This is a genomic window from Niastella sp. sgz303648 (assembly GCF_059587045.1).
In genome coordinates this window covers 471,809-497,102 of the sequence record NZ_JCAPSW010000003.1, presented here as the reverse complement: position 1 = coordinate 497,102, position 25,294 = coordinate 471,809, and the positions used below count along the sequence as shown (strand labels likewise).

The following is a 25,294-nucleotide window of genomic DNA, read 5'->3' as shown; positions in this document are numbered from 1 at the left end:
CAATTCATAATAAGCAATGCAGGTAATCGTTTATTCACTGTTTTATTACACGGTGCCATAAAAAATTACGTACTTTACTACCAATGGATTATCTGAAAAAGTATAAAAGTTTTTTGTACAGTTATTACCTCAGTTCAGGTGTGCGAATTACAGCAGGCGTGGTGCTGCCTGCTTTGGTTTTCAGTTATTTCAACATGTTATCTGAAGGAGTAGCCATTTCACTGGGCGCCATGTGCGTAAGCGGCACCGATAATCCCGGCCCAATTCATCATAGGCGCAATGGCATGCTAATATGCTTATTGTTTTTGGTGGTAGTGGCCATACTAACCAGTTTGGCAGCCGCCCATGCGATTCTACTTGGAATATTAATCGCTGTATTTTGCTTTATTTTTTCAATGATCGGAGTGTATGGCAGCAGGGCCATTTCAATAGGCGTATCGGCCTTACTTATAATGGTGTTGCAAATTGGTCATCCACGGCAGGGCCCCGAAGTAATTATTCAGGCTGCCTATATATTGCTGGGTGGTTTATGGTATACCGGTTTAAGTTTGGTATTGCACAGCTTTGCACCTTATCGTTTAGCGCAGCAGGCCCTGGGCGAATGCATTGCAGCAACTGCTAATTATGTGCGCATACGGGCTTCGCTATACGATGCCAATGCAGATGCCGAAAAAATATCCCGGCAAATGATAGAGCAACAGGTTATTGTTCATCAGGAGCAGGAGCTTGTTCGTGAAATGCTGTTCAAAAGCCGCAATATTGTAAAAGAATCTACCAATACCAGCCGCACCCTGCTGATGATCTTCAGAAGTCTTGTTGATCTTTTTGAAAAAATAATGACAGCCTACCAGGATTACAGGGAACTTCATACCCTGTTCGAGGGCACCGGCATCATGGAAAAATACCGGCAACTGATTTTACAACTGGCAGCTGAGCTGGATGATATCAGCATTGCCGTAAAAAGCGGCCGCTATTCGCGCGAAACCACTGCACTGGCCGATGCCATTAAAGAAACCAGGCGATTTTATATTGAGCTGCGCAGTAAAAAAAGAACCCCCGAAAACATTCAATACTTTATAATCCTTCGAAATATTTTAAGCAATATTGAAGACATTGCCAATCGCATTCACAACCTGCATCTTTATACAACCTATCAACAGCCCTTTTCAACATCGGTAGAGCCCGGGGATTATGAAAAATTTGTTACCCGGCAGGATTTCAGTATTAAAGTGCTTATTGACAACCTGAGCCTGCAATCAAACTTTTTCAGGCATTCATTGCGTGTTAGCCTGGCTACGCTGGCCGGTTATATAATTTCACTGAGCTTTAATGTTGGCCATAATTACTGGATACTGCTTACCATTATTGTAATATTAAAACCAACCTACAGCTTAACTAAAAAGCGAAACTACGAGCGGTTGCTGGGCACCATTGCAGGCGCTGTGGCAGGTTTGATCATTTTGTATTTTGTAAAAGATAAAACCGCTTTATTTTTTATTATGCTGGTGCTTATGTTAGGCACCTACAGTTTGCTTCGCACCAATTATATGCTCAGCGTTATTTTTATGACGCCCTATGTGCTGCTGTTGTTTCAACTGCTGTACAATACCCCGGTAAAAAATATATTCACAGACCGCCTGCTCGATACCACCATTGGCTCGGCCATTGCATTTTTAGCCAATTTTTTACTGGTGCCGGTGTGGGAACATGAACAGATAACAGCTTACATGTCGAAGGCGATCGAAAAAAACACCGCCTGGTTTAAAACAGTGCTTTGCACAGTATTAGGCAAGCCGGTATTGCCAACCGAATACAGGGTAAGCCGTAAAGAGGCATTTGTGGCTCTGGGCAATTTATCAGACGCTTTCACCCGCATGCTGGCCGAACCAAAATGGCAACGAAAAAACATCACGCTTATTCACCAGTTTGTGGTGTATAATCATTTGCTAACCTCGCATATTGCCACGCTGTCGCACTTCGGACAACAATTTGCAGCCATTAACATATCGAAAGATTTTGTTCCGGTTGCGAATTATATTGAATCGGAACTGGTGGCATCGAAACATATCATTGAAGGAGACGAAGTTCCTGCTGCCACTGGCCGCCCCGCCCACTGGCAGCAAATTGATAAACGGGTTGCGTTGTTGTTGCAAAACCGGCAGAAAGAATTACAACAGGGTTTAACCGATACCGACACGCGCAAAATGCTGGTAGGAGTAAAATCTGTTACCGACGAGTTTAAAGTAATTCATGAAGTGGCCGCCGACATAAAAAAGGTAAGTGCACAATTTAGAAATTTCGAGATTTAGGGATTTTGAGATTTCTTTTAGTGCATCACTCAGAACAATCTCAAAATCCCTAAATCCCCAAATCAGCAATTGCCTTCGTGGCACGTTTTTTTTGCCTTTGACAATAAACTATGTTTTATGGCAACAAGAACAATAACACCATTAACCATCACGAGCGATGCTTTTACCGATGGCGGCCCCATACCTTCGAAATATACCTGTGAAGGGGAAAATATAAATCCATCAATCCACATCGGAACCATTCCCGAAAACGCCCAATGCCTGGCATTGATCATGGAAGACCCTGACGCGCCAGGGGGAATTTTTACCCATTGGGTTATGTGGAATATTCCCATCACTGATTTTATCGAAGAAAACAGCACACCCGGTATTCAGGGTACCAACAGTTTTGGAAAAATGCAATACAACGGACCCTGCCCGCCATCGGGCACGCATCGTTATTATTTTAAAATATTTGCTTTATCGCAGGAGCTCGACTTATCCGAAGGGTCCAGCAAAGAAGACCTGATCACCGCTATGAAAGACTATGTTATTTCAACATCGGAGCTGGTAGGGCGATACGAAAAACAACAAAAAAAGTAAATGAAAAGGATTAACAAATGATAAAGCCATCAAACCATTAAGCAGTTTGATGGCTTTATTGTTTGATGGTTCGGTTGTTGAAGGCAGTAAATGCGCCTGATTTATCTATCGTCTAAGAGTTTGCCACTAACAGAAAATAAATTAAATATAAAGTTAATGGAATAACGGGCCGAAATGCTTTCAAATAGCTGTTTTGCGTTGCATCTTTGTTGTGTTAACAGTTAACGCATATCCAATAGTCCTTAAAAAAGCCAATGTCTGAATCCCTTGAAAACCGAAAGTCCAATAATTGAAAAATCGTATTCCAATCCCTGTGAAACCGGTCGATCCTAAATATCCGAAAAACCAATGTTTACCCAGGATCCCCTTAGTTTAAGTAATTGCCCCCGACAGAACCGTCGGGGTTTTTTTTATTTAAAACTTCGTTTAAATCATGTTAACAATTCAGGGGGTAAAATCCGTTGATCCATTCCGGGAAATATTCCTATTTTTACCCGTATTTCCATATTAGGTGATGCGTTAGTCATCCTGTTATTTCATATCTTGTTGTGATTTGCTTTCAGTATTTAAGGCGCGTACCTGAAACGGTTAGCAACATTAATCCACACTCCGCCCTGTGTAAACGTGATAATTCCTGCACATGTTTATTTACGGTTTTGGTATTGAACCCGGGTTGGGCTCTTGATAAATAGTTAGTAGCAGCATAACAAAAACCAGCCCGTTACATGAAACAAAAATTATCGTGCATTTTATTCATCGACGACGATGAACCCACCAACTTTCTCAACAAAATGCTTGTTGAAGAAATGAGTTGTGCCCATCATGTTCAGATAGTACACAGCGGCCAGGAAGCGCTTGACTATTTAACCTCCTCGGGGCCATCCGGCAATGGCAGCACCCATCCCCGGCCCGATCTTATATTCCTTGATATAAATATGCCGGGCATGGATGGCTGGGAATTTCTGGAGCATTATAAAAAACTACCCCCCAACCAAAAAGCCAATATTGTTATGGTTATGCTTACCACATCGTTAAACCCCGATGATGAAAAAGCAGCCCGGCAAAATATTGACATATCAGGCTTTGAGAACAAGCCCTTGCAACCCGGTGTAATCGAAAAAATACTGGAGCAGTTTTTTCCTCAGGAATGTTAAAGCACAATATTTATGAAAGTGCCCAACGACATGCTTATTGAAAATGAAAAAGCATTCAAAGCCCTGTTTGAACATGCTACTATAAGTATTCTGGTTACCGATGAAGAGGGTCATATCAATCTCGTAAACCCGAACGCTGAAAAACTTTTTGGCTATACGAAAGATGAGCTTACAGGAGAACCTATTGAATTACTGATACCCGAACAATTAAGAGATGTGCATCAGAAATACCGCCATCAGTATTTCAAAGCGCCTAAAGCAAGGCCCATGGGACTGGGAAAAGACCTGTACGCACGGCATAAAAACGGGCGCAGTTTTCCCGTCGAAATCAGTCTTGGTTATTATAAAATGGGATCTAAAAAAATGGCGGTGGCGTTTATAACCGACGTAAGCGAAAGAAAAAAAGCAGAAGAAATATTACGATCGAGCGAAGAAACAACCCGGCTTATAATCAACTCGGCCCTCGATGCCATTGTTTGCATCGATACCAGTGGGAGTATTACCGTATGGAACCCGCAAGCCGAAAAAATATTCGGATGGAATGAAGAGGAAATGAAAGGCCGGCGTTTGTCAGAAACTATTATTCCCCTTCAGCACCGTGAACAGCATGAAAATGGGTTGAAAAATTATTTACAAACCGGCAATGGTCCTGTTTTGAATAAGCTGTTCGAAATAAGGGCCCTGAACCGAAGTGGTAAAGAATTTCCCATTGAACTAACTATTATACCCATGCGGCAAAAAGACACCAACTTTTTTTGTGCTTTTATACGTGATATCACCGATCGCAAAGAAGCCGAAGAAAAGCAAAATCAATACGCCGAAGATCTTAAACAAAAGAATATCGAGCTGGAGCAATTTGCCTATGTGGCTTCGCACGATCTGCAGGAACCCCTGCGAACGGTATCGGGTTTTGTTGAATTACTGAAGCGCCAGTACAAGGGCGAAGGCGATGAAAATGTAACCAAATACATTAATTATATCACCGATGCATCGGACCGAATGAGAAAGCTGGTGCAGGATCTGCTTGATTATTCGCGCCTGGGCCGGCAACGAACGCTTGAGCCTGTTAACTGTGGGCACGTGGTGCAGGAAGTGCTCACCGATCTTACCATGGCCATACAGGAAAGCCAGGCGGTGATAAAAGTTGATCCCCTGCCTGTTATTTCAGGCTATCCTACCGAAATAAAACAGCTTTTTCAGAACCTCATCAGCAACTCGCTTAAATTTCGCAAACCGGGCGAGCCGCCGATCATTTCTGTATCGGTAATTCTCAAAGGCGAATACTGGCAATTTGCTATTTCCGACAATGGTATTGGTATTGAAGAAAAATACTGGAACCGCATTTTTGTGATCTTTCAACGGTTACATACCAAAAGTGAATATGATGGCACCGGCATCGGTTTGGCGCATTGTAAAAAAATCGCCGAACTGCATAACGGTAAAATATGGGTTGATTCAATTCCCGGCGAAGGCGCTACGTTTTATGTTACTATTAAAAAAAGAAGTACTGACCATTTGAAATAATGAATATTGAACATCGAATAATGAATATCGAAGTAAAAGCACTTCGATATTCATTATTTATCATTCGTTGTTCGATATTTGTTTCAGGGCCTGCTTTATCAGTTCGGGCTCATAGCCTTTTTGCAACAGGTAATCGGTGGTTTTACCCATTTTTACAAACAGGTTCACGCCTTCGCCTTTTACCGTATTCCATTTTTGCTTTGCCAGCTTATGCAAGGTTTTGTCGTAATCCTTTACGTCGAGTTCTTTCATCGCCTTATTAATGCAATACTCACTTACCTGTTTTTGCTTCAGCGCATGTTTTATTTTCACCCGCCCCCAGTGCTTCATGCGAAATTTACCGCCCGCAAATTGAATGGCAAACCGTTCTTCGTTCAGGTAATCTTCTTCAATTAACTGAGCAATGGCTTCTTCTACCATCTGTTTACGTAAACCGAAAGAATACAGTTTTTCTTTCACTTCGGCATGACTCCGCTCCTGGTAGCCGCAATAATGCCTCAGCTTTTGCAGGGCCTGTTCTTTGGTAAGCTGTTTCCTTTGTAACATCGTCAATACGCTAAACGCCGAACGCTTAATGCGTAACGCCAAATTCACTTTGTTTTATGCGTTGTGCGTTGTGCATTAAGCGTTAAGCCTTATAAAATTATTCCTCAATCCTATCCAAACACCCATACTCATTCTTCAGCAGATCATCATAAAAATCAGCTTTCTTGAACAGGTTGTCGAAGGTTTTTACACCGCCGTCTTTTGTTATATCCAAATCGTACATGATGCACGATAAAACAATATTCTGGTTCTGGCAGCTTAACACCAGTCCGTGTAACCGGTAATTTTCCTGCAGCAGGTATTGGTACAGCGGTTTTATTTTAAGGGCATCCTGCGGCAACTGGCATAAAAAAGCATCGCTTACCACAAAATAATTTTCGGCGTTGTAGGTAATCTTGATCTTGGCGCTTCCTTCACGAACTTCCCAGCGGTTTACTCCATCGCGACTCAGCTTTACATCTTTGCCCAGTTCCTTTAAAATATCTTCAATGGTTTTGGCAACACCTGTTGGCACTACTTCCTGCTCGGGTAGCTGAGGTAATTTTACTTCGGTACCGCAGGCAGGGCAGTATTTTTCAGCATCGATATTCGCCGGCAACACCAGGTAATCGCAGCTGTGGCAACGGGTTGATGAAGTGCCTTTATACGGCGCATACAACTGCAGGGCCATACGCAGGTAATTAACCGGCAGGGCAAAACCCATGTTATCGCCGCCCTGTATACGAAACGAATTAACACCAATCACTTCTCCGTTTACGCTCACCAGCGGACCGCCACTGTTACCTGGATTTATAGCCGCATCGATCTGAATGAATTTTAATCCATCGCGTATGCGATCTACTTTCGAAATAACGCCCTGCGTTGCCGAATAATTAAACCCATACGGGTGACCGATCGCCAATACTTCGTCGCCGTCTTTCAGATTTTCGTATTGTCCTAATCGTATTTCGGGTAACTCAACATTTTGCGGGCCCTGTAAAAAAGCGAGGTCGTGCTTACGATCGGTATACCATACGCGCGACATTGTTTTTTCGAATGTTTTTCCGGCAATCGTTACTTCGGCATTGTTTGCCACCACGTGGTCGTTGGTTACAATTACATCAAACTCTTTTACATAAAACCCGGTACCGGTGCCGGTTTGCGTAGCTATCTGAATAATAGCAGGATGAAATTGCCCTATAATATCCTGAACCATAATATAGATTTGGATGAGGTTTTATTTAGCATCAAAATTTAAAAAAGTGATCTCCGTGCTGAAGCTTGAGTTAAAGTTTACGAGGTTATCAAACTTCAGCGTATCAATTCTGAACTGAAGTTTGGGATACTTCGTTTTCCAGGCCTCAACAATTTCTTCAATCCGTTCCCTGATGGCTTCGGGATCAAAGCGGCTGGCAGCCGCATCGTAATAGGGAACAGTAAAACCAAGCGCTTCAAAATAATTGCGGTAGTTGATCTGCATGTATAACAGCACCAGCTCGCTCAATGGTTTTGGTAAACTATACGAATACTGGCTGAACGATAAACCGTACTCGATTACGTTATTGGCAATAAGCGGATAGTTATTATCGCGGTACCAGGGTACGTTTTGCGCCGCCTGGTTTATGCAATCGGCTATGGTTTGATGATGTTGGGGAGCAACAATGGCAAAAGTATGTTTCGACCTGAACAGGAAGGGGAAAACCTCTTCTTTTGTTTTTTGCATCAGTTTGCGAAACCCTTCTATCATGCCCTGGTTGCGTTCCATGGTTTGCTTTTCATCTTTCTTATAGTAAATCTCAACGATCTTTTCGAGTTCGTTCAGCAGCTTACCGTCGGGGCAAACAAGGTAGTCGATGCGAAAAGCCAGCGACAGCAGCAGGTAGGCAATTCCGCCCGAAAACTTATCGGCATCGAGGGTGGCAATATAATCAAGCGTTTCGCTGATCCACTGCACAATAAACCTGAATTTCACTTCTTTTTCGGCAACAGGAATTTCCAGTATGTGCTCGGTATCTACAGTTTGCAGGGCTGCGAACTCCTGTACCAGCAGGTCGTCGAGCTTATCGGCTTTAATGGCCAGTTCTTTTAAACCGTAATACAGCTTGTTGGGATTGGCGCTTTTGATATCGCTGTCGAAACGCATGCACAGGCGGTCGTTATCGAGCGCATAGCGGCTGTAATAAAGGCTGAAGTTCATTTCGAGCAACCGGCGCATAACGGGCACACTGGGTTGCGGCATGCGGGCCAGGGTTATTTCGGCCTTCATGGTTTCATTGTCAAATTCCCCTCTTACGATCTTGGATCCCTGAAACAGCTGAAATTTACCGTGGCCGTTGTTGTTTTCAAGGATCACATTTTGTTGCTTGTCATCGCGCAGGTAATCGAAAAAAGCGTGGATGCTATCGTGGTAAGCCTGTTGTTTAAACAGGTTATCGGCTTCTGTCCAGCGGCTTACTTTTTCCACTGATTTGTTGTTATCAGAGTAGCGGCCGAATGAAATATCCGGATTTTCGGGCTTCTTTTTGCTACGTCCAAACAGTTTGTCGAACATATAAGGTTTTTATTGTTTTAATGGTACGATATGCCCTTTTAAACACATATCTTATTAATAATCAATGTATTGGTTTTCTGCTCCTAACAACAATAATAAGTAAGATATTGGGAAAACACAAAGCCTGCCGGCAATTTGCATGGGTTATACTGGTTGAAACGAAAGTAAAACCCGAAAAATTATATGAGGGGATTGAAGTCTTTGAAAAGTGATAGTTACACAAAAACGGTACCCAATACGCATTTCAGGTTCCGGTTTTTCGATACCGTTGAATGGCAAGTTAGCATATTTGTGGATTTCGTGTTTTAAAAAAACAGGGTAAATTATTCAGTCATAATTCTATATTTGCTCAAATCTTAATCAGATATATGAAGTTTATCGTTTCGTCTTCGGCTTTATTGAAACAATTACAACAGATTAGTGGGGTGATCAATGCAAATACCGTATTGCCGATCCTGGAAGATTTTTTATTTGATGTACAAAAAAATCTATTGTCGGTTGTAGCCACCGATCTTGAAACGGTAATGAAAGTACAGCTCGAAGTAGAAGCGAAAGACACGGGCCGTGTTTGTATTCCGGCTAAAATTCTGATGGATTCTTTAAAGAATATTCCTGAGCAGCCCCTTACCTTTAATATCGATAAAAACTACGCGGTTGAAATAACCAGCGACAACGGTAAGTATAAAGTAATGGGCGAAAATCCCGATAACTTTCCCAAAGATCCTGTTGCCGATGAAACCAATTCATTTACTGTTGTTTCTTCGGCACTGGTAACTGCCATTAATAAAACACTGTTTGCCGTGAGCAACGACGATTTGCGTCCTGCAATGACCGGTGTGTTTTTTGAAATGGATAAAAAAGGATTGCAATTTGTAGCTACCGATGCCCACAGACTGGTGCGCTACAAACGCAAAGATGTAAGCTGCCCCAAAAATGATTCGCTCATCGTTCCCAAAAAACCGCTGACCCTGTTAAAAGCAGCTATGCCGGTTAACGACGACGAGCTTACCATAAGTTATAACAGCAACCATTTATTTGTAACGCATGGCACTACCCAATTGAGCTGCCGTTTGATAGATGCCCGTTTTCCTGATTATAAAGTGGTAATTCCTACCGATAATCCTTATAAATTAACGGTAAACAGAACCGATTTTCAGGGTGCGTTGCGCCGCGTTGGTATTTTCAGTAACAAAAGCACCAACCAGGTTGTATTAAGTATAAGTGGCAGCGAATTACAATTAACTGCGCAGGATATTGATTTTTCGTTCGAAGGAAATGAGCGCATGAAGTGTCAGTACAATGGTGAAGATTTACAGATCGCTTTTAATGCGAAATTTTTAATAGAAATGCTCAGCGCTACCGATACCGATGATGTAACCGTTGAATTATCAACGCCTACAAAAGCCGGTATTTTGCGCCCCGGCGACCAGGATGATAATGAAGAATTGCTGATGCTGGTTATGCCGTTAATGCTGAACACCTGATCGCTCGTTTATATATTCGTTTTACAATGTTGCTTGTCTCCCACGATGTCGTTGGGGGACTTTTTTTTGCTTAATTTCAGCCAAATCATTACCCCGTAGATTTTGTTTGTAGCCATCAGATCATATGATAATTATATACCGGCTAACCTGATGTTGCAACGGCTCGAAGAAGAAGGTATCCGGGCTTATTTGCAGGATGAGCATACGGTTACCATCGATCCCATTTTATCAAATGCTATCGGGGGTATTAAACTAATGGTATATCACGAACAGGTGCCCCGGGCGCTGGAGTTATTGAATGAATTTGAAAAAGCGTACAAACAATCTGTAATATGCCCCCACTGCGGCTCCTCCAACGTGCACTATGTAACACAAACCTCCAATCCCGCCAACTGGTTGTCGGCCATTGCCTCGTGGTTATTTGGTAATTATGCTGTTTCGGTAAAACAGGTGTACCATTGTTTCGATTGTGGATACGAGTTTGATGAATTAAATGATACCTGAATACTTCTTTTGGCCGATTTAAAGGATTAAATCGCTCATTTAATTCATCAAATTGGTCATTTAAACCTTTAATCAGGGCATTTAATCCTTCAATTCGGTCATTTAAACTTTAAAAAATATCATTTAAATCTTCAACCCCATCATTTAAATCTTTAATTACGGCATTTAAAGCTTTTTTGCCTTTATTTAAACCTTCAAATTGATGATTTAAAGTATTAATCGCTTATTTAAAGGATCAAATCAGCAATTTGAAGAATTAAATGATGCCTGAATTGTTCTTTCGACCGATTTAAAGGATTAAATCAACAATTTTGAAGAATTGAAGCCTCAGTTTAGTGTTTTTTACCATTCATTCTTATCAAAAAATTATACTCCCCAACGAAATTTTCTTAGTAAATTACTATTGTACCGATTCATCTTGCCATGCAATCATTCATCGACTTTTGGGAACACATTCAAAGCTGGCAGCGGCTGGCTATTCTGTTGGGCGGTATGGTTTTTTTCTGGCTGCTCGAAGGCTATTATCAACTTTTTGCTTTTTCGTGGAAACGTTATAAACATGCAGGCCTTAACCTGATATTTTTATTCACCACTATCATATTGAATTTATTATTGGGCACCATTACCATTATTGTATGTAAATGGGTAACAACGCATCAATTCGGCTTATTGTATTTGCTCAATCTGCCTTTATGGGCCAACATAGTGCTGGGATTATTTTTTATGGATTTCTTTGGCCAGTATGCCCCACATTATTTAATGCACAAGGTAAAATGGATGTGGAAGTTTCATATGATCCATCACAGCGACACCAAGGTTGATGTTACTACCGGTACCAGGCACCATCCGGGCGAATGGCTGTTTAGGGAATGTTTTACCATCATAGGTGTTTTTTTAATCGGCATTCCCATTGGTTATTATTTTTTGTATCGCAGTGTTGCCGCTATTTTCACCCATTTTAATCATGCGAATATTCGCGTACCATTATGGTTAGATAAACCCATCAGCTATATATTCGTTTCGCCCAACATGCATAAGGTGCATCATCATTATAAACGCCCTTATACCGATACCAATTACGCGAATATTTTTTCGCTGTGGGACCGCATCTTCGGCACCTATGCCTACAGCGACCCCAAAAAACTTACTTATGGGTTAGATGTACTGGATGCAAAAACCGATGAGAATTTATGGTACCAGCTCAAGATCCCTTTTAATAAGAATATAAAAACCGACTATTGAGTAATAAGTATTAAGTTCTGCATTTCGGGTTCACTTACAACTTATTACTTATAACTTAAGACTTACTGCTGTTGTTGTATCATTTCCATATACCTCCGGTACGAATTATCATTTTCATTATTGCCCCCGTTTGTGATGGGGTGTGGTGTTAATATGGTAGCCACATCATCCTGCACATGCCCATCTTCATAACTAACCGAAACGCCTACCTCCAAACTATGGTTTGATGTTCCTTTATACGTTCCTTTTACCGGTGAGCAATCGCTGAAATTACGGCCTACCGCCAGTCGCACATGCAGGTCGTTTACAATACAATCATTGGTAGGGTCAAAACCCAGCCAGCCATAACCGGGAATATAGGCTTCAACCCACGCATGGGTGGCGCCTTCGCCGCGCATGCCGTTTCTGTCGGGACATATATAACCACTTACATATCTTGCGGGAATGCCAATGATGCGCAGCATCACCAGCAGAATATGGGCAAAATCCTGGCAAACGCCGGCTTTCAACTTCCATATTTCATCGGGTGTGGTTTCAACGCTGGTTACGCCTTTGATATATTGAAACTGATGATAAACATATTCGTTCAGCTTTTGAGCCGCCGCGAACGGTGAAACCAGCAATACCTGCTCTAATTGGGTGATTTGTTTAATTTCATCTACTGCTGCAAATGGCTCCTGTTTCAGAAAATCGATAAACGGCACCTGGTACCGTAACGATTGCAAACTATTCCATTGTTCTTCTTTTGGCATGGTATCCTGCGGCAGGTCCCTGCTTTTGGTGGTCACTTCAATTTTTGAATCGATCACCAGCTGGGTGTGCGGTTCGGCATACATAAACGAGCCCACCTCGTTGCCATAATAATCTTTATAAATATCTACCACCGGATCGCCGGTAATAGTCAGTTCCTGTTTTTGTACTGATTGAACCTCATCTTTTATCGGGAATAAAATGATCTGGTTGGCACTATCGCGCACCGGAACCTCGTACGTATATTTGGTAACGTGATGAATCCTGAATTGTGGCATGTTATATTAATGCTGCTTATCAAACAAAAATACATAAGTAAGTCGGAAAGACGGAAAGTCAGTAAAGTCCGAAAGAAAAACCATTTTTTATTATTTTCTTTTTGTCTTTCAGGCTTTCCGACTTCCGGACTTTTTAAGAATACGCAAAATAACATTGATTCAGGGCATTGGCAATGGCATACAAATCGTTTTTGATTTCTAATAAGTATTGATGCAGATTTTGACTTATAATAGTTTCCGGTGTTGAATACCGTACTTTACTCAGCAGCTTACCTATCATAAAATCAAGCTGTTGGTAACTGCTTATTTTGCCCTCCTGTTTCAACCGGTCGAAATACCGCTGCAGCCGGTTGATGGAATAAATTATAGAACGCGGAAAATGGTTGTTCAGCACCACCTGTTCTACCACATTGCGGGCCTCAAAACCAGTGCGGTAAGTTTTTAAATACAGTTCGTAGCCGGCAATGGATAACAATAAATATTTCCAGTAAGGGGCATCGGCCACTGCATCTATATCATCATTCTGGTTATTGATAAACCGAACGTTGAGTATATCTACCGACAAAATAGCCCGCTCCAGGAATTTTCCAATATTCATAAAGGAATATCCTTCGCCGCGCGACATGGTAATATCGGCCGTTCCGTAATACAGCAATCCCTGTTTGATGAGCACATCGAGTATGGTAATGGGATCATCTTTTTGCAGCCAGTGGGTAAGCCATTCTTCTTTGGTGGTGTGGTAGTAATCATTTAAACACTGCCACAGCTCTTTGGTAATGTGGTCCTGCACACTGCGGGCATTTTCGCGGGCGCGCGTTACGATGTTTACCACGGCATTGGGGTTTGCCTTATCGGTTACGATGTAATTTAAAATGGCGCGCGGATTTTTTTCCATCTGTTTGGCCTCTTCCTCTCCGAGATACGTAAACAGGTTCAATACCGGTTTCCACGAAAATTCCTGAATACTGTCCTGCGAATAGGCATAATTCACCTTTAACATGCGCAAAATACCGTCGCTGCGTTCAATATAACGGCTCATCCAATATAAACTGTCGGCTACTCTACTAAGCATTTAATAGTTTATGGTTTGTGGTTTATGGTTTGTGGTTGCTTCGCGCTTTATAGTCTCTAATACGTTTTAACCAGTTAACTTTTCAACCTGTCAACTCCCTTCAACATTCTACATTCAATATTCGTTATTCTATATAATTACAGCCTTTCTTTTTCATTTCACATTTCTCATTCTACATTTTTCATTTCTAAGGTGTTCCTGCCAACACCCACGTATCCTTGCTTCCCCCGCCCTGTGAAGAATTTACCACCAGCGATCCTTCGCGCAATGCAACACGGGTTAAGCCGCCGGGAACTATTTCAATTCCATCGGGGCCAACAAGGGCATAAGGCCGAAGATCAACCCGCCGTGGCTGCAGCTTTCCCTGCATATAACAGGGAGCTGAAGATAAACTGATGATTGGTTGAGCAATAAACTGACGCGGATCTTTTATAATTGCAGCGCAGTAGTTTTTTATTTCTTCTTCACCGGCTGTATTACCCATGAGCATACCGTAGCCACCGCTTTCATTTGTTTTTTTAATAACCATATTGCTGATATTGGCAAACACATGTTCGCGGTGTTCGGGATTATCTAACAGGTAGGTGGGTACATTTTTCAAAATAGGTTCTTCATTCAGATAATATTTTATCATCTCGGGCACGTAACGATATATAGCCTTGTCGTCGGCCACTCCGTTTCCTACTGCATTTACAATTGCCACATTACCCTTGCGATAAGCGCTCATAATGCCGCTTACCCCCAATACACTGGCCGGGTTAAAGGCCAGCGGATCAAGAAATTCATCATCTACCCGGCGATAAATAACATCTACCTGCTGCAAACCGTGGGTGGTTTTCATATACACGCGGTGATTATCTACCACCAGGTCGCGCCCTTCGACCAGCTCAACGCCCATCAGGCGCGCCAGCGTAGTATGTTCAAAGTAGGCAGAATTATAAATGCCGGGCGTTAATAATACAATGGTAGGATTTGAAATTTGACGCGGCGAAAATGATACGAGATTTTTATGTAGGATATTAGGATATTCAATTACACTGCGTACATTATTCTGTGGCAACAGATCGGGGAAAATACGTTTGGTGATCTCCCGGTTTTCGAGCATATAGCTCACCCCGCTGGGTGTTCGAAGATTGTCTTCGAGAATATGAAACGACCCGTCGTTATTGCGTATCAGATCAATGCCGGCGATGTGCACATATATATCGTACGGCACCTGCAGGTTATGCATTTCGCGCAAATAATGCGCACAGCTGTAGATCATATCAATGGGAACTACGCCGTCTTTTAATATAAACTGGTTGTGATATACATCTTTCAAAAAAAGGTTCAACGCCTTGAGGCGTTGTTTAATGCCTTTTTCAATATGGTCCCATTCGGCAGAAGTAATGATGCGGGGAATGATATCGAACGGAAATATTTTTTCAATGCCTTCGCCACTGCTGTAAACGGTAAAAGTAATGCCCTGGCTCATAAAAAGGCGCTTGGCCAGCTCTTCCTTTTTATTCAGTTCATCCAGGTTGAGTTGCTGCATAAAGGCTACCACCCGCTGATATTGTTCGCGCACAGATGACTCCATGTACATTTCATCCCAGGTATTGGTATCTACAAAATAGGTCTTAAGCAGTTCGGTGGCTTGCATAACGGGTATAATTTTCAAAATGAGTTCCGCCCGTGGCGGACTATGGCAGGCAAATCGTGGAGTATAAATTGGTACCTTTTCAAATATAATGAAATGACATCGTTTAGCCATCATTCACTTTGGCTTTTCTTATCTTTATCGCGAAAAATTTTGGCAGCGTCACGCCTTTGGCGTGACGAATACTATTTTGCCACAGATGACACGGATGCACACAGATGTTATTCACTTTACCTTGCAGCCCGAAGGAAACGACAGTCAATTTTAGCCGGGGAGAAATGGAACTTATCTGTGTTCTGAGCATATTTGAAGGTCTGTACTAATAAGGATAAATGAATGACAGCGATTCGTTTTGAAGTCAGAGCCGGAATTTATCCGTGTTCATCTGTGTAATCTCCCGATCCCGCTGTGGCGGGAGGACAGGCTGTGGCGACCATTTCCCTGCGTTGCTTGCGCAACGCTTCAGCGGCGTCCTATAAGTTTTAGAAAAATGTTATATAGAAGATGAAAATAATTGCAATGATTCCGGCCCGCTATGCGGCTACACGGTTCCCCGCCAAACTGATGCAGTTGCTCGGCAATAAAACTGTAATCCGGCATACCTATGACAATACGGTTGCAACCGGTTTATTCGACGAAGTTTGGGTGGTTACCGACAGTGATATTATTTATAACGAAATTGTATCAAATGGCGGAAAGGCCTGTATGAGCAAACAGCAGCACGAAAGCGGCAGTGATCGTATTGCCGAGGCGGTGGTTGATATCGAAACCGATATTATCGTAAACGTACAGGGCGATGAGCCATTTGTAAAAAAAGATCCGCTTCAAAAATTATTGCAGGTATTTGAAGGCGAAGCGGGCGAAAATGTACAGGTAGCCTCTTTGATGCAGGTACTTAAAGAGGCCCGGTTCATCACCGACCCCAATTATGTAAAGGTGGCTGTTGACAAAAAAATGAATTCTCTCTTTTTCAGTCGAAGCATAATTCCTTACCCCCGAAATAACGAAGCCATTATAACCTATTATGAACACATCGGCGTATATGCTTTTCGCAAACAGGCGCTGATGGATTTCACCAGCTGGCCGGTAACCCCGCTCGAAGCAGCCGAAAAAATTGAATGCCTTCGGTACCTTGAACATGGTGTTCCATTGAAAATGGTGGTTACCGAATACATGGGTGTTGAAATAGATACCCCCGAAGATCTGGAAAGGGCGGCGAAGTTATTGTGATTATTTTTAACGCGTGCTTATTATTATTTTTGCAGTATCCCTCTGCCGGCTCAACATTTTGAAAAAGATCAATACCCGTTCTGAAATCGAAAAGTTACCGTTTTCATTTGTGCAAGCCCTCAACAATCCGGGGAGCGGTGCATTTGGATCCGTAACAATCGTTTAGCGAAAGGCAATTTCTATTCTTTTATAATTTCATTCAACAATCAACATGAACGAACCATTATGGGGCATTGATTTGGGAGGAACCAAAATTGAAGGTGCGATTGTTCCTTCACTGGATAATCCGCAGCCCATTCTCAGAACCCGCATTGATACCGAAGGTCATAAAGGATATGAACACGTTCTGAACCAGATCAACCAGCTGGTGCAAAACATGAAAAAACAATCGGGTTTGCAACCCGCTAAAATTGGTTTTGGTACACCCGGCGTGCTTGACCCGATTTTGCAAACCATGAAAAACTGCAACAGCACCTCGCTGAACGGACAGCCGCTAAAAAAAGACCTTGAAAAAATACTGGGCGTACCCTGTATATTGGCCAATGATGCCAATTGCTTTGCGCTGGCCGAAACCCATTGGGGTGTTGTAAAAGAAAAAGCACCCGATGCACAGGTAGTGTTTGGTATTATTATGGGCACCGGTGTGGGCGGCGGCATTGTTATAAACGGACATGTATGGAATGGCAAACATGGTATCGGCGGCGAGTGGGGACATAATTTTCTCGATGAATCGGGCGGTCCCTGTTATTGCGGACAAACGGGTTGTGTTGAAACAGTATTGTCGGGTCCCGGTTTGCAGCGGTATTATAAAAGTATTACAGGCTCCATGCTTTCTTTAAAAGATATTGTAGCCCATTCTTTACAGGGCAACGACCCGGCGGCCATTAAAACCATTGAAAGACTGAACCATTTTTTTGGTAAGGCGGTTTCGGTGATTGTGAACTCGCTCGATCCCGATGTAATTGTGGTGGGCGGCGGTGTTGGTAATATCGATACCATTTACACAGCAGGCGTAGAATCGTTAAAGAAATTCATTTTCAATAACCGGGTAGATGTGCCCATTCTGAAACCCAGTTTGGGCGATAGCGCCGGAGTTTTTGGCGCAGCAGCTCTGGTAGCTTAAAAAAATATCGAATAATGAATATTAAATTTCGAATTACGAAGTGAATCCCACTTCTACATTTAACATTGGATATTCATTATTCGATATTTCTTAAAATTATGAAAGCACCGTAATTAGCGATTTCAGTATTGCTCCCAGCTTCACTCCTTCGAAAATCCTGCTTTCAGAACCTCCATGTTGTAAAATAGATTGCTCATGCGAGGTGATGCACATTTCACATCCGTTGATTGAAGAAATAACCAGACTTACCAGTTCAAAAAATTCTTTTCCCAGCACCGGGTTCATCATGATGCTCATTTTTATACCAGCCGGTTGATTGGTATAAAAATCTTTTTTCACAAAATGACGGAAACGGTAAAAGATATTATTGGCATTCATCAGCGAGGTGCAGGAAATTACTTCGGCCAGCTCGGCGTCGGTAGCACCGGCTTCCTGAGCCTGGGTACGTAAAGTATCTTTCAGCAGATCGAACTTTTCATTCACCGCAACCGCAAAGGCCAGCAACAACGCTTCTTTTTTATTCAGGTATTGCGTGTTGTTCAGCACATTGCTCACATTGATCTTCAGATCTTTTATATATTTCGACTCAACCTGCAATAATTGCTGTGCATTGGCAGAAGGGCTGTAGTCGGCAATCTGCAAATCATTCAGCAGGTTATTGAAGGTTTCGTTTTGTATTGCTATATCCTGGCTCATGTATTACAATTTTGATATTAAAAAACGGGGCCGGCTAAATGGAGTTCCCTTTCAGGAAGGCCTTTTTAGCCGGCCCCTCAGCGTTATCCCAACACTTGAACGAATTAGTTCATGTTTAATTCTTTTGTCAAAGTATCCTGGCCTTTTGTCCAGTTACAGGGGCATAACTCATCAGTTTGTAAAGCATCCAGTACGCGAATAACTTCCTGCACGTTACGGCCAACACTCAGGTCGTACACGCTCACCCAGCGAACAATACCCTGAGGATCGATGATGAAAGTAGCGCGGTAAGCGATTTTTTCATCTGAATCCAGAATACCTAATTCTTCAGCCAGTGATTTTGAGGTATCGGCCAGCATGGGGAATTTCAGGTCTTTCAGGTCATTGTGATCTCTTCTCCATGCAGCGTGAACAAATTCAGAATCGGTAGAAGCGCCGATCAATACCGCATCTCTGTCGGTAAACTCGCTGTGTTTTTTGTTAAACTCAGCGATTTCAGTAGGACAAACGAAAGTGAAATCTTTCGGCCACCAGAACATTACAGTCCATTTACCTTTTGCAGTGGCGTACTCATTCGTTAATTCGATAAATTCTTTTCCTTTTTCAATAGATACAACCGCTTTCTTTTTAAATGCGGGAAATGCAGCTCCGATCGATAATACTTTGTTACTCATATTGTGGATTGTGTTTTTACAATACGTTAAATAAAAAAAACCAGACTTATATATGGGAATCAATCGTTTTTCCGCGTAATGCGGGTTGGATAGGCGAGTGCAAAGATGATAAAAAACAATATAGATTTTTATAGGAAGATTCTATAAAGAGATAGATTTTATCTATGAGGTTGGAGCCTTATTGGGCTGTTTGCGCAGGAGAAATAAAAAAGGGATATAACAACAATTGCCAATGGTTTCATAGTACGTTGAGTTGAATTAATGTCAACGCTAATATATGTAGAAATCCATTCATTAAATAATTCGCAGGTTTAAAGTTGCGTTTGGGTAAAGAGCGCAATACGTTTTTAGAAATTGCTGTTGAAATTATTGTTCGCTCTTAATTTCAAATTTTTTTGCAATTACTTTTTGCGTTTCAGTTTCAAAAATTAATATCCCTTCGTTGGTATCATCCGATTTAGTTATCAATTCTCCTTTATTATTCCACGCTGCACTTTGGCCGGCACATAAACCGTCTTCGCACATTCCAACGCTGTTCGACATGAGTACCGTCATCGAATATTTTGCCGCGATATCGCTTAAGGTCTTAAACGCTTTTTCAACACCGGTTGCTGTTTTGGCAACGCTTGCTATATAAATTTCCGCTCCGCTGTTAAAAGCATCTTCCGAATGTTGCGGAACCGATAGCTCATAGCAAATGGCCAGCGCCAGGTTCTTTTCTTTTATTTTTATTCCGGTAATGTTTTCACCGCTTACAAAAAAAGGTTCTTCATCAGCATGTAAATATTTTTTTGAATAAACCAACCGGGGTTTGTTCGGTTGAAAAAAGATCATACTAATGCAAATACCACCGTTGCTTTTTGTTGGCAATCCAACGCCAATTGATATTTGGTGAGTATCGCTGATTGCCTGAAAATCGTTTAAACGACTATCGTTTGCATCAGTGGCCAATTCTTTTGCGAGGCTGGGCTCATAACCGGTTAATGATAGTTCGGGGAAGATGATAACATCAGCACCATTTGCAACAGCCAGCTCTATGAATTTTTTGTGCCTGGCAATGTTGCTTTCAATATCGCCTTTGATGGGTTTTGTTTGGGCTATGCAGAGTTTCATTGCTGGTTAATGTTTCTTATTCAAAGGATTCATTGTTTGGTTAATTATTTCAAGTGTAATATTCGCCGTCCCACGACTCAATAAACGCGAGTTATTGGCAATTTATTTGTTCTGATAACAGGGCTCGAACCTGCGTCCTCCCGGATAGCGAGCCGGGTGCTCTGCCACTGAGCTATACCAGAAGCCGAGGTGGGTGTAGGGCTCGAACCTACGTCAACCCGGAAACGAGCCGGGTATTCTGCCACTGAATTAACCCACCTAATTTTTTTCAGGGAAAACAGGTTTTACATTCTTCCCTGAAAAATATTTATGTTGTTTTAAAACCGATGCTAAAAAAGGATTTGTTACGGCCACTCCATGCACCAGTTCCGGTGTTGGCTTAAATTCCGCTACCCCATGAACACGAGGAGCTATCCATCCCGATCTTTCTGCATCAATGCCTGCCTCTGTACAAAATTTAACAACCATTTCCATGTTGCACGTTTGCCTGCCTTCAAATACTTCCCATGGCAATGGAAGCTTATTCCACACATCTGTGTTGGGATCAAGTTTTCCTCCCGTTGCACGATGCCAGAACACAACGTCTGCGGCCATCAGTCGTAATACTTTTCCAAAACAAATATCTTCAAGAATATATTCCAATCCTAATGAGTAAATTAAATTCATCCAGTTATCTCTCGCTTTATTCCATGCGCCGGCAGTATTATTCCATGTGGTTGAATCATTCCCTTTTTTTACAACCATAGTTGTTCTGTTAATATCACTGTAATCCCAAACTTCAGCTAATAGTTTTGCAATCTCCTGTAAAATAGTTGTCCACCTCCCTAACAACTCCCCCTTTTGTTCATCCGATAAATTCGACAACACCTCACTGCTGGTATAAATGTATGAAATTGCCCACCAGTTTGTTGTATTTGCTTTTTCAGAAAACGGTTTCCGCAAAAAATTAAAAAAACCCGGTTCACTACCTTTACAACGATTCAAAAGCATTTCACTGATTTCATCAAATGCTCTTACCTGACCCTGATTGGTAAATACACTTCTCAAATTACAACGTGCATTATAGTATGCGATAAAACAGGCCGTATTTACATCTTTTGAAAAATTATCTAAATCCAAATGATGCGCCAGGCCGTGTTTTGAAATCATTTGAAATTCTATCTTTTTCGTTTCTCTTGCAAATGTGAGCAGCTTTTTCTCAAGCCGTTTTAATAGTCGCCACTTCTTATTATAATTACGTTTTGATAAGTCTAACCCACTTTCTTTTCGTTGTACTTTATTTAATCTGTCGTTCTTAAAATTATTTTGCCCGGTGTTTTTATGTATTAAAGGGGAAACGCTATTTATGAAACTTTCAATGTTCTCATAAATATTATAGTCCATTTGTCCCTCGCTTTGCAAATTGAATATTTCAATGGCTTTTTTGATTTGTTTTTCAGCCCCTATAGCTTTTGAAAAGTTCTGCAGCATAGAAGTATAGCCATGTACATTTCGCTTTAACGAACCTTGCATAGCTTTTTCCAGAATGTTGACTTCTTTTTGAGTAAGGCTTTCGCCGATCAGGTCAAAAACCATTTCAGCCACATCTTCGGGCCTTTTTCTCTGCTGCAGGGTATTGTATAATTGGTTAATGGTTGTCATTTACAGTTTTTTTATTATCCCATTTTTCTTCCATAGCCACATATATATAAGTTCCAATATAATAGAAAAATTTTCAAATTTCTACATATCCCGGCTGATTAAACGCTTTTCGGGGTCATATATCGAAAACCATAACCTGTTACATTTAAAATTTCTTTCATATTAAAATAATCGGTAGATTTATTCTACCCCGTACAACAGCGTTAAACAACATTACCCCTTACGTCAAAACAAGTTTTATGCACCGCGTATTACTTTTCATTTCATTTATTGCTGTTTATACATCCGCGTTGTACGCTCAATCAAAACCAACTTATAAAGAACCTTACCGTCCGCAATTTCATTTTTCACCGCATCACAACTGGATGAACGATCCCAACGGACTCGTTTATTATAAAGGCAAATACCATCTGTTTTATCAGTACAATCCTATGGGTAATGTTTGGGGGCATATGAGCTGGGGCCATTCGGTTAGCCCCGATCTGATTCACTGGCAGACATTACCGCTGGCCATTCCTGAAGATGAAAAAAACATGATCTTTTCGGGCAGTTGTGTGGTTGATAAAAACAATACAAGCGGCTTTGCCACAAAAGCCGGACAAATTCCCCTGGTTGCCATTTATACTGCGCATATCATTGCCGATAAATCAAAACCCGATGACTACCTGCAAAACCAGCATATTGCCTATAGCCTCGATGACGGCCGAACCTTTACGAAATATGAAGGCAATCCCGTGCTTGATGAACATAAAAAAGATTTTCGCGATCCGAAAGTTTTCTGGTATCAACCTCAAAAAAAGTGGGTGATGGTAACAGTTTTACCACAGGAACATAAGGTGCAATTTTTCGGTTCATCCAATTTAAAAACCTGGTCGCACCTGAGCGATTTTGGTCCTGCCGGCGATACCAATGATATATGGGAATGCCCCGATCTGTTGCAGGTTCCTGTAAATGGCCAGCCTGGTAAAAACAAATGGGTGCTTATCAATTCACAGCAAACTACCATGCAATATTTTGTGGGCGAGTTTGATGGTACTGTTTTTAAAAGCGAAAATCCTGCCGATACTATACTTCGTCCTGATTATGGCCCCGATTATTATGCCGGCGTTACCTATAATAATTTACCAGCCGGGCACGACCCTGTTTTACTTGGCTGGGCCAATAACTGGAAGTACGCCCAGGCAATTCCCACATCGCCATGGCGCAGCGCTATGGCTGTACCCAGAACATTACGTTTAAAAAAATCAGGCAACCTATGGGTATTGTTGCAACAACCGGTGAAATCGCTGCAAAGCCTGAGAAGTGAGCCGGTAACATGGAAAAACAAAAGCATTTCGGGCGAAGAAACATTTCCGGTTAGTTCACAGGTACTTGAACTGGAGGCTGATTTCATACCATCAAACAAAGCCACCTGTGGGGTTCGACTGGCGGTGGGCAACGGCCAGTTTGTTACCATAGGGTATGATGCCGCCGGTGAAAAACTGTTTATCGACCGGTCGAAAAGCGGCAATACTACGTTTCATAATCAATTTGCCAACTGGTTGTATAAAGCAACCCGGGTACCGTTGCAGGAAGGGAAACTACATTTACACATATTTTATGATAAAAGCATTATAGAAATATATGCCAATGACGGCGCCCAGGTATTAACCGCACAAATTTTTCCCGAAACCAATCATAATGGCGTCGTTTTCTTCAGCGAAAGCGGAACCACCCGTGTTCCTTCGGCCACCGTATGGACTTTAAATTCGGCATGGAAGTAATTTAAGTCAGAAAAGTCCGTCCCGATAGCTATCGGGAGAAAGTCGGAAAGAAAAGCCGCTTTGGCAGCCAGCTCCCTGATTTTCAGTCTCTTTAAATTTTCGGACTTAACTATTACCTTCGCACGGCTAAATTATCTTTAACCAGTTGAAAAGTTGACTTGTTAAAAAGTTGAAAAGGAAAGCAGGTTAAGAGTTTATTTCCTTATTAACTTATAAACTTTTCAACCAGTTAACTTAAAACAAAATCCTTTAGCGAAACAGCATATGAAGTTCAGAAATTTTAAAATGGTCAGCTTTGTTGTTTATGGCCGTGGCAGTTTTAATCAGCTCGACGAAATATTGGCTTCCCATAGAAAAGGCGATGCGCCTATGATCTTTCTGGTAGATCATTTTTTTGAAAAAGGCGCTGCTACCGGCGACGGCAAATCGCTTATTAATCGTATTCCCCTGCGTGGTAAAGACAAAATTATTTTTGCCGATGTTACTTATGAACCCAAAACCACACAGGTTGATAAACTGGCAAAACAATTAAAAGATGAGTTTGGTGCTGTAAGCGGTGTTATTGGTATTGGCGGCGGTTCAACGCTCGACCTGGCCAAAGCGGTTTCGTTAATGATGAACAATCCCGGTTCATCGGCCGATTACCAGGGATGGGACCTGGTGAAATTACCCGGAGTGTACAAAGCCGGGATTCCTACCTTAAGCGGAACCGGCGCCGAAGTATCGCGAACCACCGTTTTAACCGGACCCACCCGTAAGCTGGGCATGAATTCAGACTTTACGCCCTTCGACCAAATCGTACTGGATCCTGAATTAACAGCCAATGCCCCTGCCAACCAGCGCTTTTATACAGGTATGGATTGCTATATTCATTGCATTGAAAGTTTGCAGGGCACCTTCCTGAACGAGTTCAGCAAATCGTATGGCGAAAAAGCGCTTGAATTATGCCGGTATGTATTCCTTGGTAAAGACGAGTGGGATGCCGAATGCGACGATAAACTGATGATGGCTTCCTATGCCGGTGGTATGAGCATTGCTTATTCACAGGTAGGTGTTGCACATGCTGTAAGTTACGGACTCAGCTATTTGCTGGGAACCAAACATGGCATTGGCAATTGTATTGTGATGAACCATCTGGAGCCTTATTATCCCGAAGGCGTAAAGGAATTTAAAAAAATGGTTGAAAAAAATAACATTGATATTCCTGTTGGCATTTGCAAGGGCTTAACCGATGAGCAATTCGATACTATGATCAATGTATCACTTGGTATGAAGCCTCTTTGGGAAAATGCGCTGGGAAAAGACTGGGAAAAAATTATGACGCGTGAAAAACTGCGCGCGTTGTATGAAAAATTATAACGTTCACAAAAGCGAAACAGGTTATTAATTCATTTCTTCAAAACGGAACCGTATAATAGCGGTTCCGTTTTTGTTTTTTGA

General features: G+C 41.9%; 21 protein-coding genes and 2 tRNA genes. 11 read left to right on the top strand and 12 right to left on the bottom strand.

The annotated features are described in order from the left end of the window. Positions 1 to 83: 83 nt before the first annotated feature. The 4 genes from AC59IL_RS10950 (at position 84) to AC59IL_RS10935 (ending at position 5,569) form a co-directional block, all read left to right on the top strand. Entirely contained in the window at positions 84 to 2,309 is a 2,226-nt protein-coding gene (locus tag AC59IL_RS10950) for an FUSC family protein (RefSeq protein WP_496552161.1), read from the top strand. A gap of 117 nt (positions 2,310 to 2,426) precedes the next feature. Continuing rightward, entirely contained in the window at positions 2,427 to 2,891 is a 465-nt protein-coding gene (locus AC59IL_RS10945; RefSeq protein WP_496552160.1) for a YbhB/YbcL family Raf kinase inhibitor-like protein, read from the top strand. A 725-nt stretch (positions 2,892 to 3,616) separates the two neighbouring features. Beyond that, positions 3,617 to 4,045 carry a response regulator gene (locus tag AC59IL_RS10940; protein WP_496552159.1) on the top strand — a complete coding sequence of 143 codons (429 nt, stop codon included), beginning with the start codon at positions 3,617 to 3,619 and terminating at the stop codon, positions 4,043 to 4,045. Positions 4,046 to 4,057: 12 nt separating this feature from the next. Next, on the top strand, positions 4,058 to 5,569 hold the full coding sequence (locus AC59IL_RS10935) for a PAS domain S-box protein (protein ID WP_496552158.1): 1,512 nt from the start codon (positions 4,058 to 4,060) through the stop codon (positions 5,567 to 5,569). Positions 5,570 to 5,629: 60 nt separating this feature from the next. Here the strand turns inward: AC59IL_RS10935 and AC59IL_RS10930 are convergent, their stop codons facing one another. The 3 genes from AC59IL_RS10930 to AC59IL_RS10920 are packed head-to-tail and all read right to left on the bottom strand — an operon-like array spanning position 5,630 to position 8,645. After that, a complete protein-coding gene (locus AC59IL_RS10930) occupies positions 5,630 to 6,157 on the bottom strand; it encodes a regulatory protein RecX (protein ID WP_496552157.1) in 528 nt (175 codons plus the stop codon). Between the two features lie 55 nt (positions 6,158 to 6,212). Continuing rightward, positions 6,213 to 7,310 carry a trypsin-like peptidase domain-containing protein gene (locus AC59IL_RS10925; protein WP_496552156.1) on the bottom strand — a complete coding sequence of 366 codons (1,098 nt, stop codon included), beginning with the start codon at positions 7,308 to 7,310 and terminating at the stop codon, positions 6,213 to 6,215. Positions 7,311 to 7,331: 21 nt separating this feature from the next. Next, positions 7,332 to 8,645: a type III secretion system chaperone family protein gene (locus tag AC59IL_RS10920; protein ID WP_496552155.1), complete on the bottom strand. Its 1,314-nt coding sequence runs from the start codon at positions 8,643 to 8,645 to the stop codon at positions 7,332 to 7,334. A gap of 368 nt (positions 8,646 to 9,013) precedes the next feature. Here AC59IL_RS10920 and dnaN point away from each other — a divergent pair, with 368 nt between their 5' ends. The 3 genes from dnaN to AC59IL_RS10905 all read left to right on the top strand — a co-directional run bounded on the left by dnaN (position 9,014) and on the right by AC59IL_RS10905 (position 11,875). After that, a complete protein-coding gene (gene dnaN / locus AC59IL_RS10915) occupies positions 9,014 to 10,129 on the top strand; it encodes a DNA polymerase III subunit beta (protein ID WP_496552154.1) in 1,116 nt (371 codons plus the stop codon). 102 nt (positions 10,130 to 10,231) lie between these two features. Then, a complete protein-coding gene (locus AC59IL_RS10910; protein WP_496552153.1) occupies positions 10,232 to 10,633 on the top strand; it encodes a putative signal transducing protein in 402 nt (133 codons plus the stop codon). 423 nt (positions 10,634 to 11,056) lie between these two features. Then, complete coding sequence (locus AC59IL_RS10905) at positions 11,057 to 11,875, top strand: sterol desaturase family protein (protein WP_496552152.1); 819 nt, start codon at positions 11,057 to 11,059, stop codon at positions 11,873 to 11,875. Positions 11,876 to 11,937: 62 nt separating this feature from the next. Here AC59IL_RS10905 and AC59IL_RS10900 read toward each other — a convergent pair whose 3' ends face one another. The 3 genes from AC59IL_RS10900 to AC59IL_RS10890 all read right to left on the bottom strand — a co-directional run bounded on the left by AC59IL_RS10900 (position 11,938) and on the right by AC59IL_RS10890 (position 15,617). Next, positions 11,938 to 12,903, bottom strand: coding sequence for a transglutaminase family protein (locus AC59IL_RS10900; RefSeq protein WP_496552151.1), 966 nt, complete (start codon positions 12,901 to 12,903; stop codon positions 11,938 to 11,940). Between the two features lie 133 nt (positions 12,904 to 13,036). Further along, positions 13,037 to 13,975, bottom strand: a complete 939-nt coding sequence (locus AC59IL_RS10895) for an alpha-E domain-containing protein (protein WP_496552150.1) — start codon at positions 13,973 to 13,975, stop codon at positions 13,037 to 13,039. A 187-nt stretch (positions 13,976 to 14,162) separates the two neighbouring features. Next, positions 14,163 to 15,617 (bottom strand): circularly permuted type 2 ATP-grasp protein, encoded by a 1,455-nt coding sequence (locus AC59IL_RS10890; protein WP_496552149.1) that lies wholly within the window; start codon positions 15,615 to 15,617, stop codon positions 14,163 to 14,165. Positions 15,618 to 16,118: 501 nt separating this feature from the next. On the opposite strand from AC59IL_RS10890, the gene kdsB reads away from it, so the two are divergent. After that, positions 16,119 to 16,844 (top strand): 3-deoxy-manno-octulosonate cytidylyltransferase, encoded by a 726-nt coding sequence (kdsB, locus tag AC59IL_RS10885; RefSeq protein WP_496552148.1) that lies wholly within the window; start codon positions 16,119 to 16,121, stop codon positions 16,842 to 16,844. Positions 16,845 to 17,055: 211 nt separating this feature from the next. After that, the gene (locus tag AC59IL_RS10880) at positions 17,056 to 17,967 is read left to right on the top strand and encodes an ROK family protein (protein WP_496552147.1); all 912 of its coding nucleotides are present in this window, start codon (positions 17,056 to 17,058) and stop codon (positions 17,965 to 17,967) included. Between the two features lie 96 nt (positions 17,968 to 18,063). Here AC59IL_RS10880 and AC59IL_RS10875 read toward each other — a convergent pair whose 3' ends face one another. From AC59IL_RS10875 to AC59IL_RS10850, 6 genes are all read right to left on the bottom strand, one after another. Beyond that, positions 18,064 to 18,663 (bottom strand): carboxymuconolactone decarboxylase family protein, encoded by a 600-nt coding sequence (locus tag AC59IL_RS10875; protein WP_496552146.1) that lies wholly within the window; start codon positions 18,661 to 18,663, stop codon positions 18,064 to 18,066. A gap of 104 nt (positions 18,664 to 18,767) precedes the next feature. Beyond that, positions 18,768 to 19,337 carry a peroxiredoxin gene (locus AC59IL_RS10870; RefSeq protein ID WP_496552145.1) on the bottom strand — a complete coding sequence of 190 codons (570 nt, stop codon included), beginning with the start codon at positions 19,335 to 19,337 and terminating at the stop codon, positions 18,768 to 18,770. A 366-nt stretch (positions 19,338 to 19,703) separates the two neighbouring features. After that, on the bottom strand, positions 19,704 to 20,450 hold the full coding sequence (locus AC59IL_RS10865) for a carbon-nitrogen hydrolase family protein (RefSeq protein WP_496552144.1): 747 nt from the start codon (positions 20,448 to 20,450) through the stop codon (positions 19,704 to 19,706). A 109-nt stretch (positions 20,451 to 20,559) separates the two neighbouring features. Continuing rightward, positions 20,560 to 20,632 (bottom strand) — tRNA-Ala (locus AC59IL_RS10860). Between the two features lie 5 nt (positions 20,633 to 20,637). Continuing rightward, positions 20,638 to 20,709, bottom strand: a tRNA-Thr gene (locus tag AC59IL_RS10855). Next, on the bottom strand, positions 20,709 to 22,091 hold the full coding sequence (locus tag AC59IL_RS10850; protein ID WP_496552143.1) for a hypothetical protein: 1,383 nt from the start codon (positions 22,089 to 22,091) through the stop codon (positions 20,709 to 20,711). Before AC59IL_RS10850 ends, AC59IL_RS10855 begins: the two co-directional genes overlap by 1 nt. Before the next feature lie 239 nt (positions 22,092 to 22,330). Here AC59IL_RS10850 and AC59IL_RS10845 point away from each other — a divergent pair, with 239 nt between their 5' ends. After that, entirely contained in the window at positions 22,331 to 23,854 is a 1,524-nt protein-coding gene (locus AC59IL_RS10845; RefSeq protein WP_496552142.1) for a glycoside hydrolase family 32 protein, read from the top strand. A 264-nt stretch (positions 23,855 to 24,118) separates the two neighbouring features. Next, the gene (locus AC59IL_RS10840; RefSeq protein ID WP_496552141.1) at positions 24,119 to 25,213 is read left to right on the top strand and encodes an iron-containing alcohol dehydrogenase family protein; all 1,095 of its coding nucleotides are present in this window, start codon (positions 24,119 to 24,121) and stop codon (positions 25,211 to 25,213) included. Positions 25,214 to 25,294: the final 81 nt, after the last annotated feature.

Excerpts from the sequence above, each read along its gene's own strand:
- AC59IL_RS10865 (WP_496552144.1), bottom strand. The coding sequence starts at position 20,450 with ATGAAACTCTGCATAGCCCAAACAAAACCCATCAAAGGCGATATTGAA.
- AC59IL_RS10935 (WP_496552158.1), top strand. The coding sequence starts at position 4,058 with ATGAAAGTGCCCAACGACATGCTTATTGAAAATGAAAAAGCATTCAAA.
- AC59IL_RS10850 (WP_496552143.1), bottom strand. The coding sequence starts at position 22,091 with ATGACAACCATTAACCAATTATACAATACCCTGCAGCAGAGAAAAAGG.
- AC59IL_RS10875 (WP_496552146.1), bottom strand. The coding sequence starts at position 18,663 with ATGAGCCAGGATATAGCAATACAAAACGAAACCTTCAATAACCTGCTG.
- AC59IL_RS10840 (WP_496552141.1), top strand. The coding sequence starts at position 24,119 with ATGAAGTTCAGAAATTTTAAAATGGTCAGCTTTGTTGTTTATGGCCGT.
- AC59IL_RS10890 (WP_496552149.1), bottom strand. The coding sequence starts at position 15,617 with ATGCAAGCCACCGAACTGCTTAAGACCTATTTTGTAGATACCAATACC.
- AC59IL_RS10920 (WP_496552155.1), bottom strand. The coding sequence starts at position 8,645 with ATGTTCGACAAACTGTTTGGACGTAGCAAAAAGAAGCCCGAAAATCCG.
- AC59IL_RS10945 (WP_496552160.1), top strand. The coding sequence starts at position 2,427 with ATGGCAACAAGAACAATAACACCATTAACCATCACGAGCGATGCTTTT.
- AC59IL_RS10950 (WP_496552161.1), top strand. The coding sequence starts at position 84 with ATGGATTATCTGAAAAAGTATAAAAGTTTTTTGTACAGTTATTACCTC.
- kdsB (WP_496552148.1), top strand. The coding sequence starts at position 16,119 with ATGAAAATAATTGCAATGATTCCGGCCCGCTATGCGGCTACACGGTTC.
- AC59IL_RS10845 (WP_496552142.1), top strand. The coding sequence starts at position 22,331 with ATGCACCGCGTATTACTTTTCATTTCATTTATTGCTGTTTATACATCC.
- AC59IL_RS10895 (WP_496552150.1), bottom strand. The coding sequence starts at position 13,975 with ATGCTTAGTAGAGTAGCCGACAGTTTATATTGGATGAGCCGTTATATT.
- AC59IL_RS10870 (WP_496552145.1), bottom strand. The coding sequence starts at position 19,337 with ATGAGTAACAAAGTATTATCGATCGGAGCTGCATTTCCCGCATTTAAA.
- AC59IL_RS10905 (WP_496552152.1), top strand. The coding sequence starts at position 11,057 with ATGCAATCATTCATCGACTTTTGGGAACACATTCAAAGCTGGCAGCGG.
- AC59IL_RS10925 (WP_496552156.1), bottom strand. The coding sequence starts at position 7,310 with ATGGTTCAGGATATTATAGGGCAATTTCATCCTGCTATTATTCAGATA.
- AC59IL_RS10940 (WP_496552159.1), top strand. The coding sequence starts at position 3,617 with ATGAAACAAAAATTATCGTGCATTTTATTCATCGACGACGATGAACCC.
- dnaN (WP_496552154.1), top strand. The coding sequence starts at position 9,014 with ATGAAGTTTATCGTTTCGTCTTCGGCTTTATTGAAACAATTACAACAG.
- AC59IL_RS10880 (WP_496552147.1), top strand. The coding sequence starts at position 17,056 with ATGAACGAACCATTATGGGGCATTGATTTGGGAGGAACCAAAATTGAA.
- AC59IL_RS10900 (WP_496552151.1), bottom strand. The coding sequence starts at position 12,903 with ATGCCACAATTCAGGATTCATCACGTTACCAAATATACGTACGAGGTT.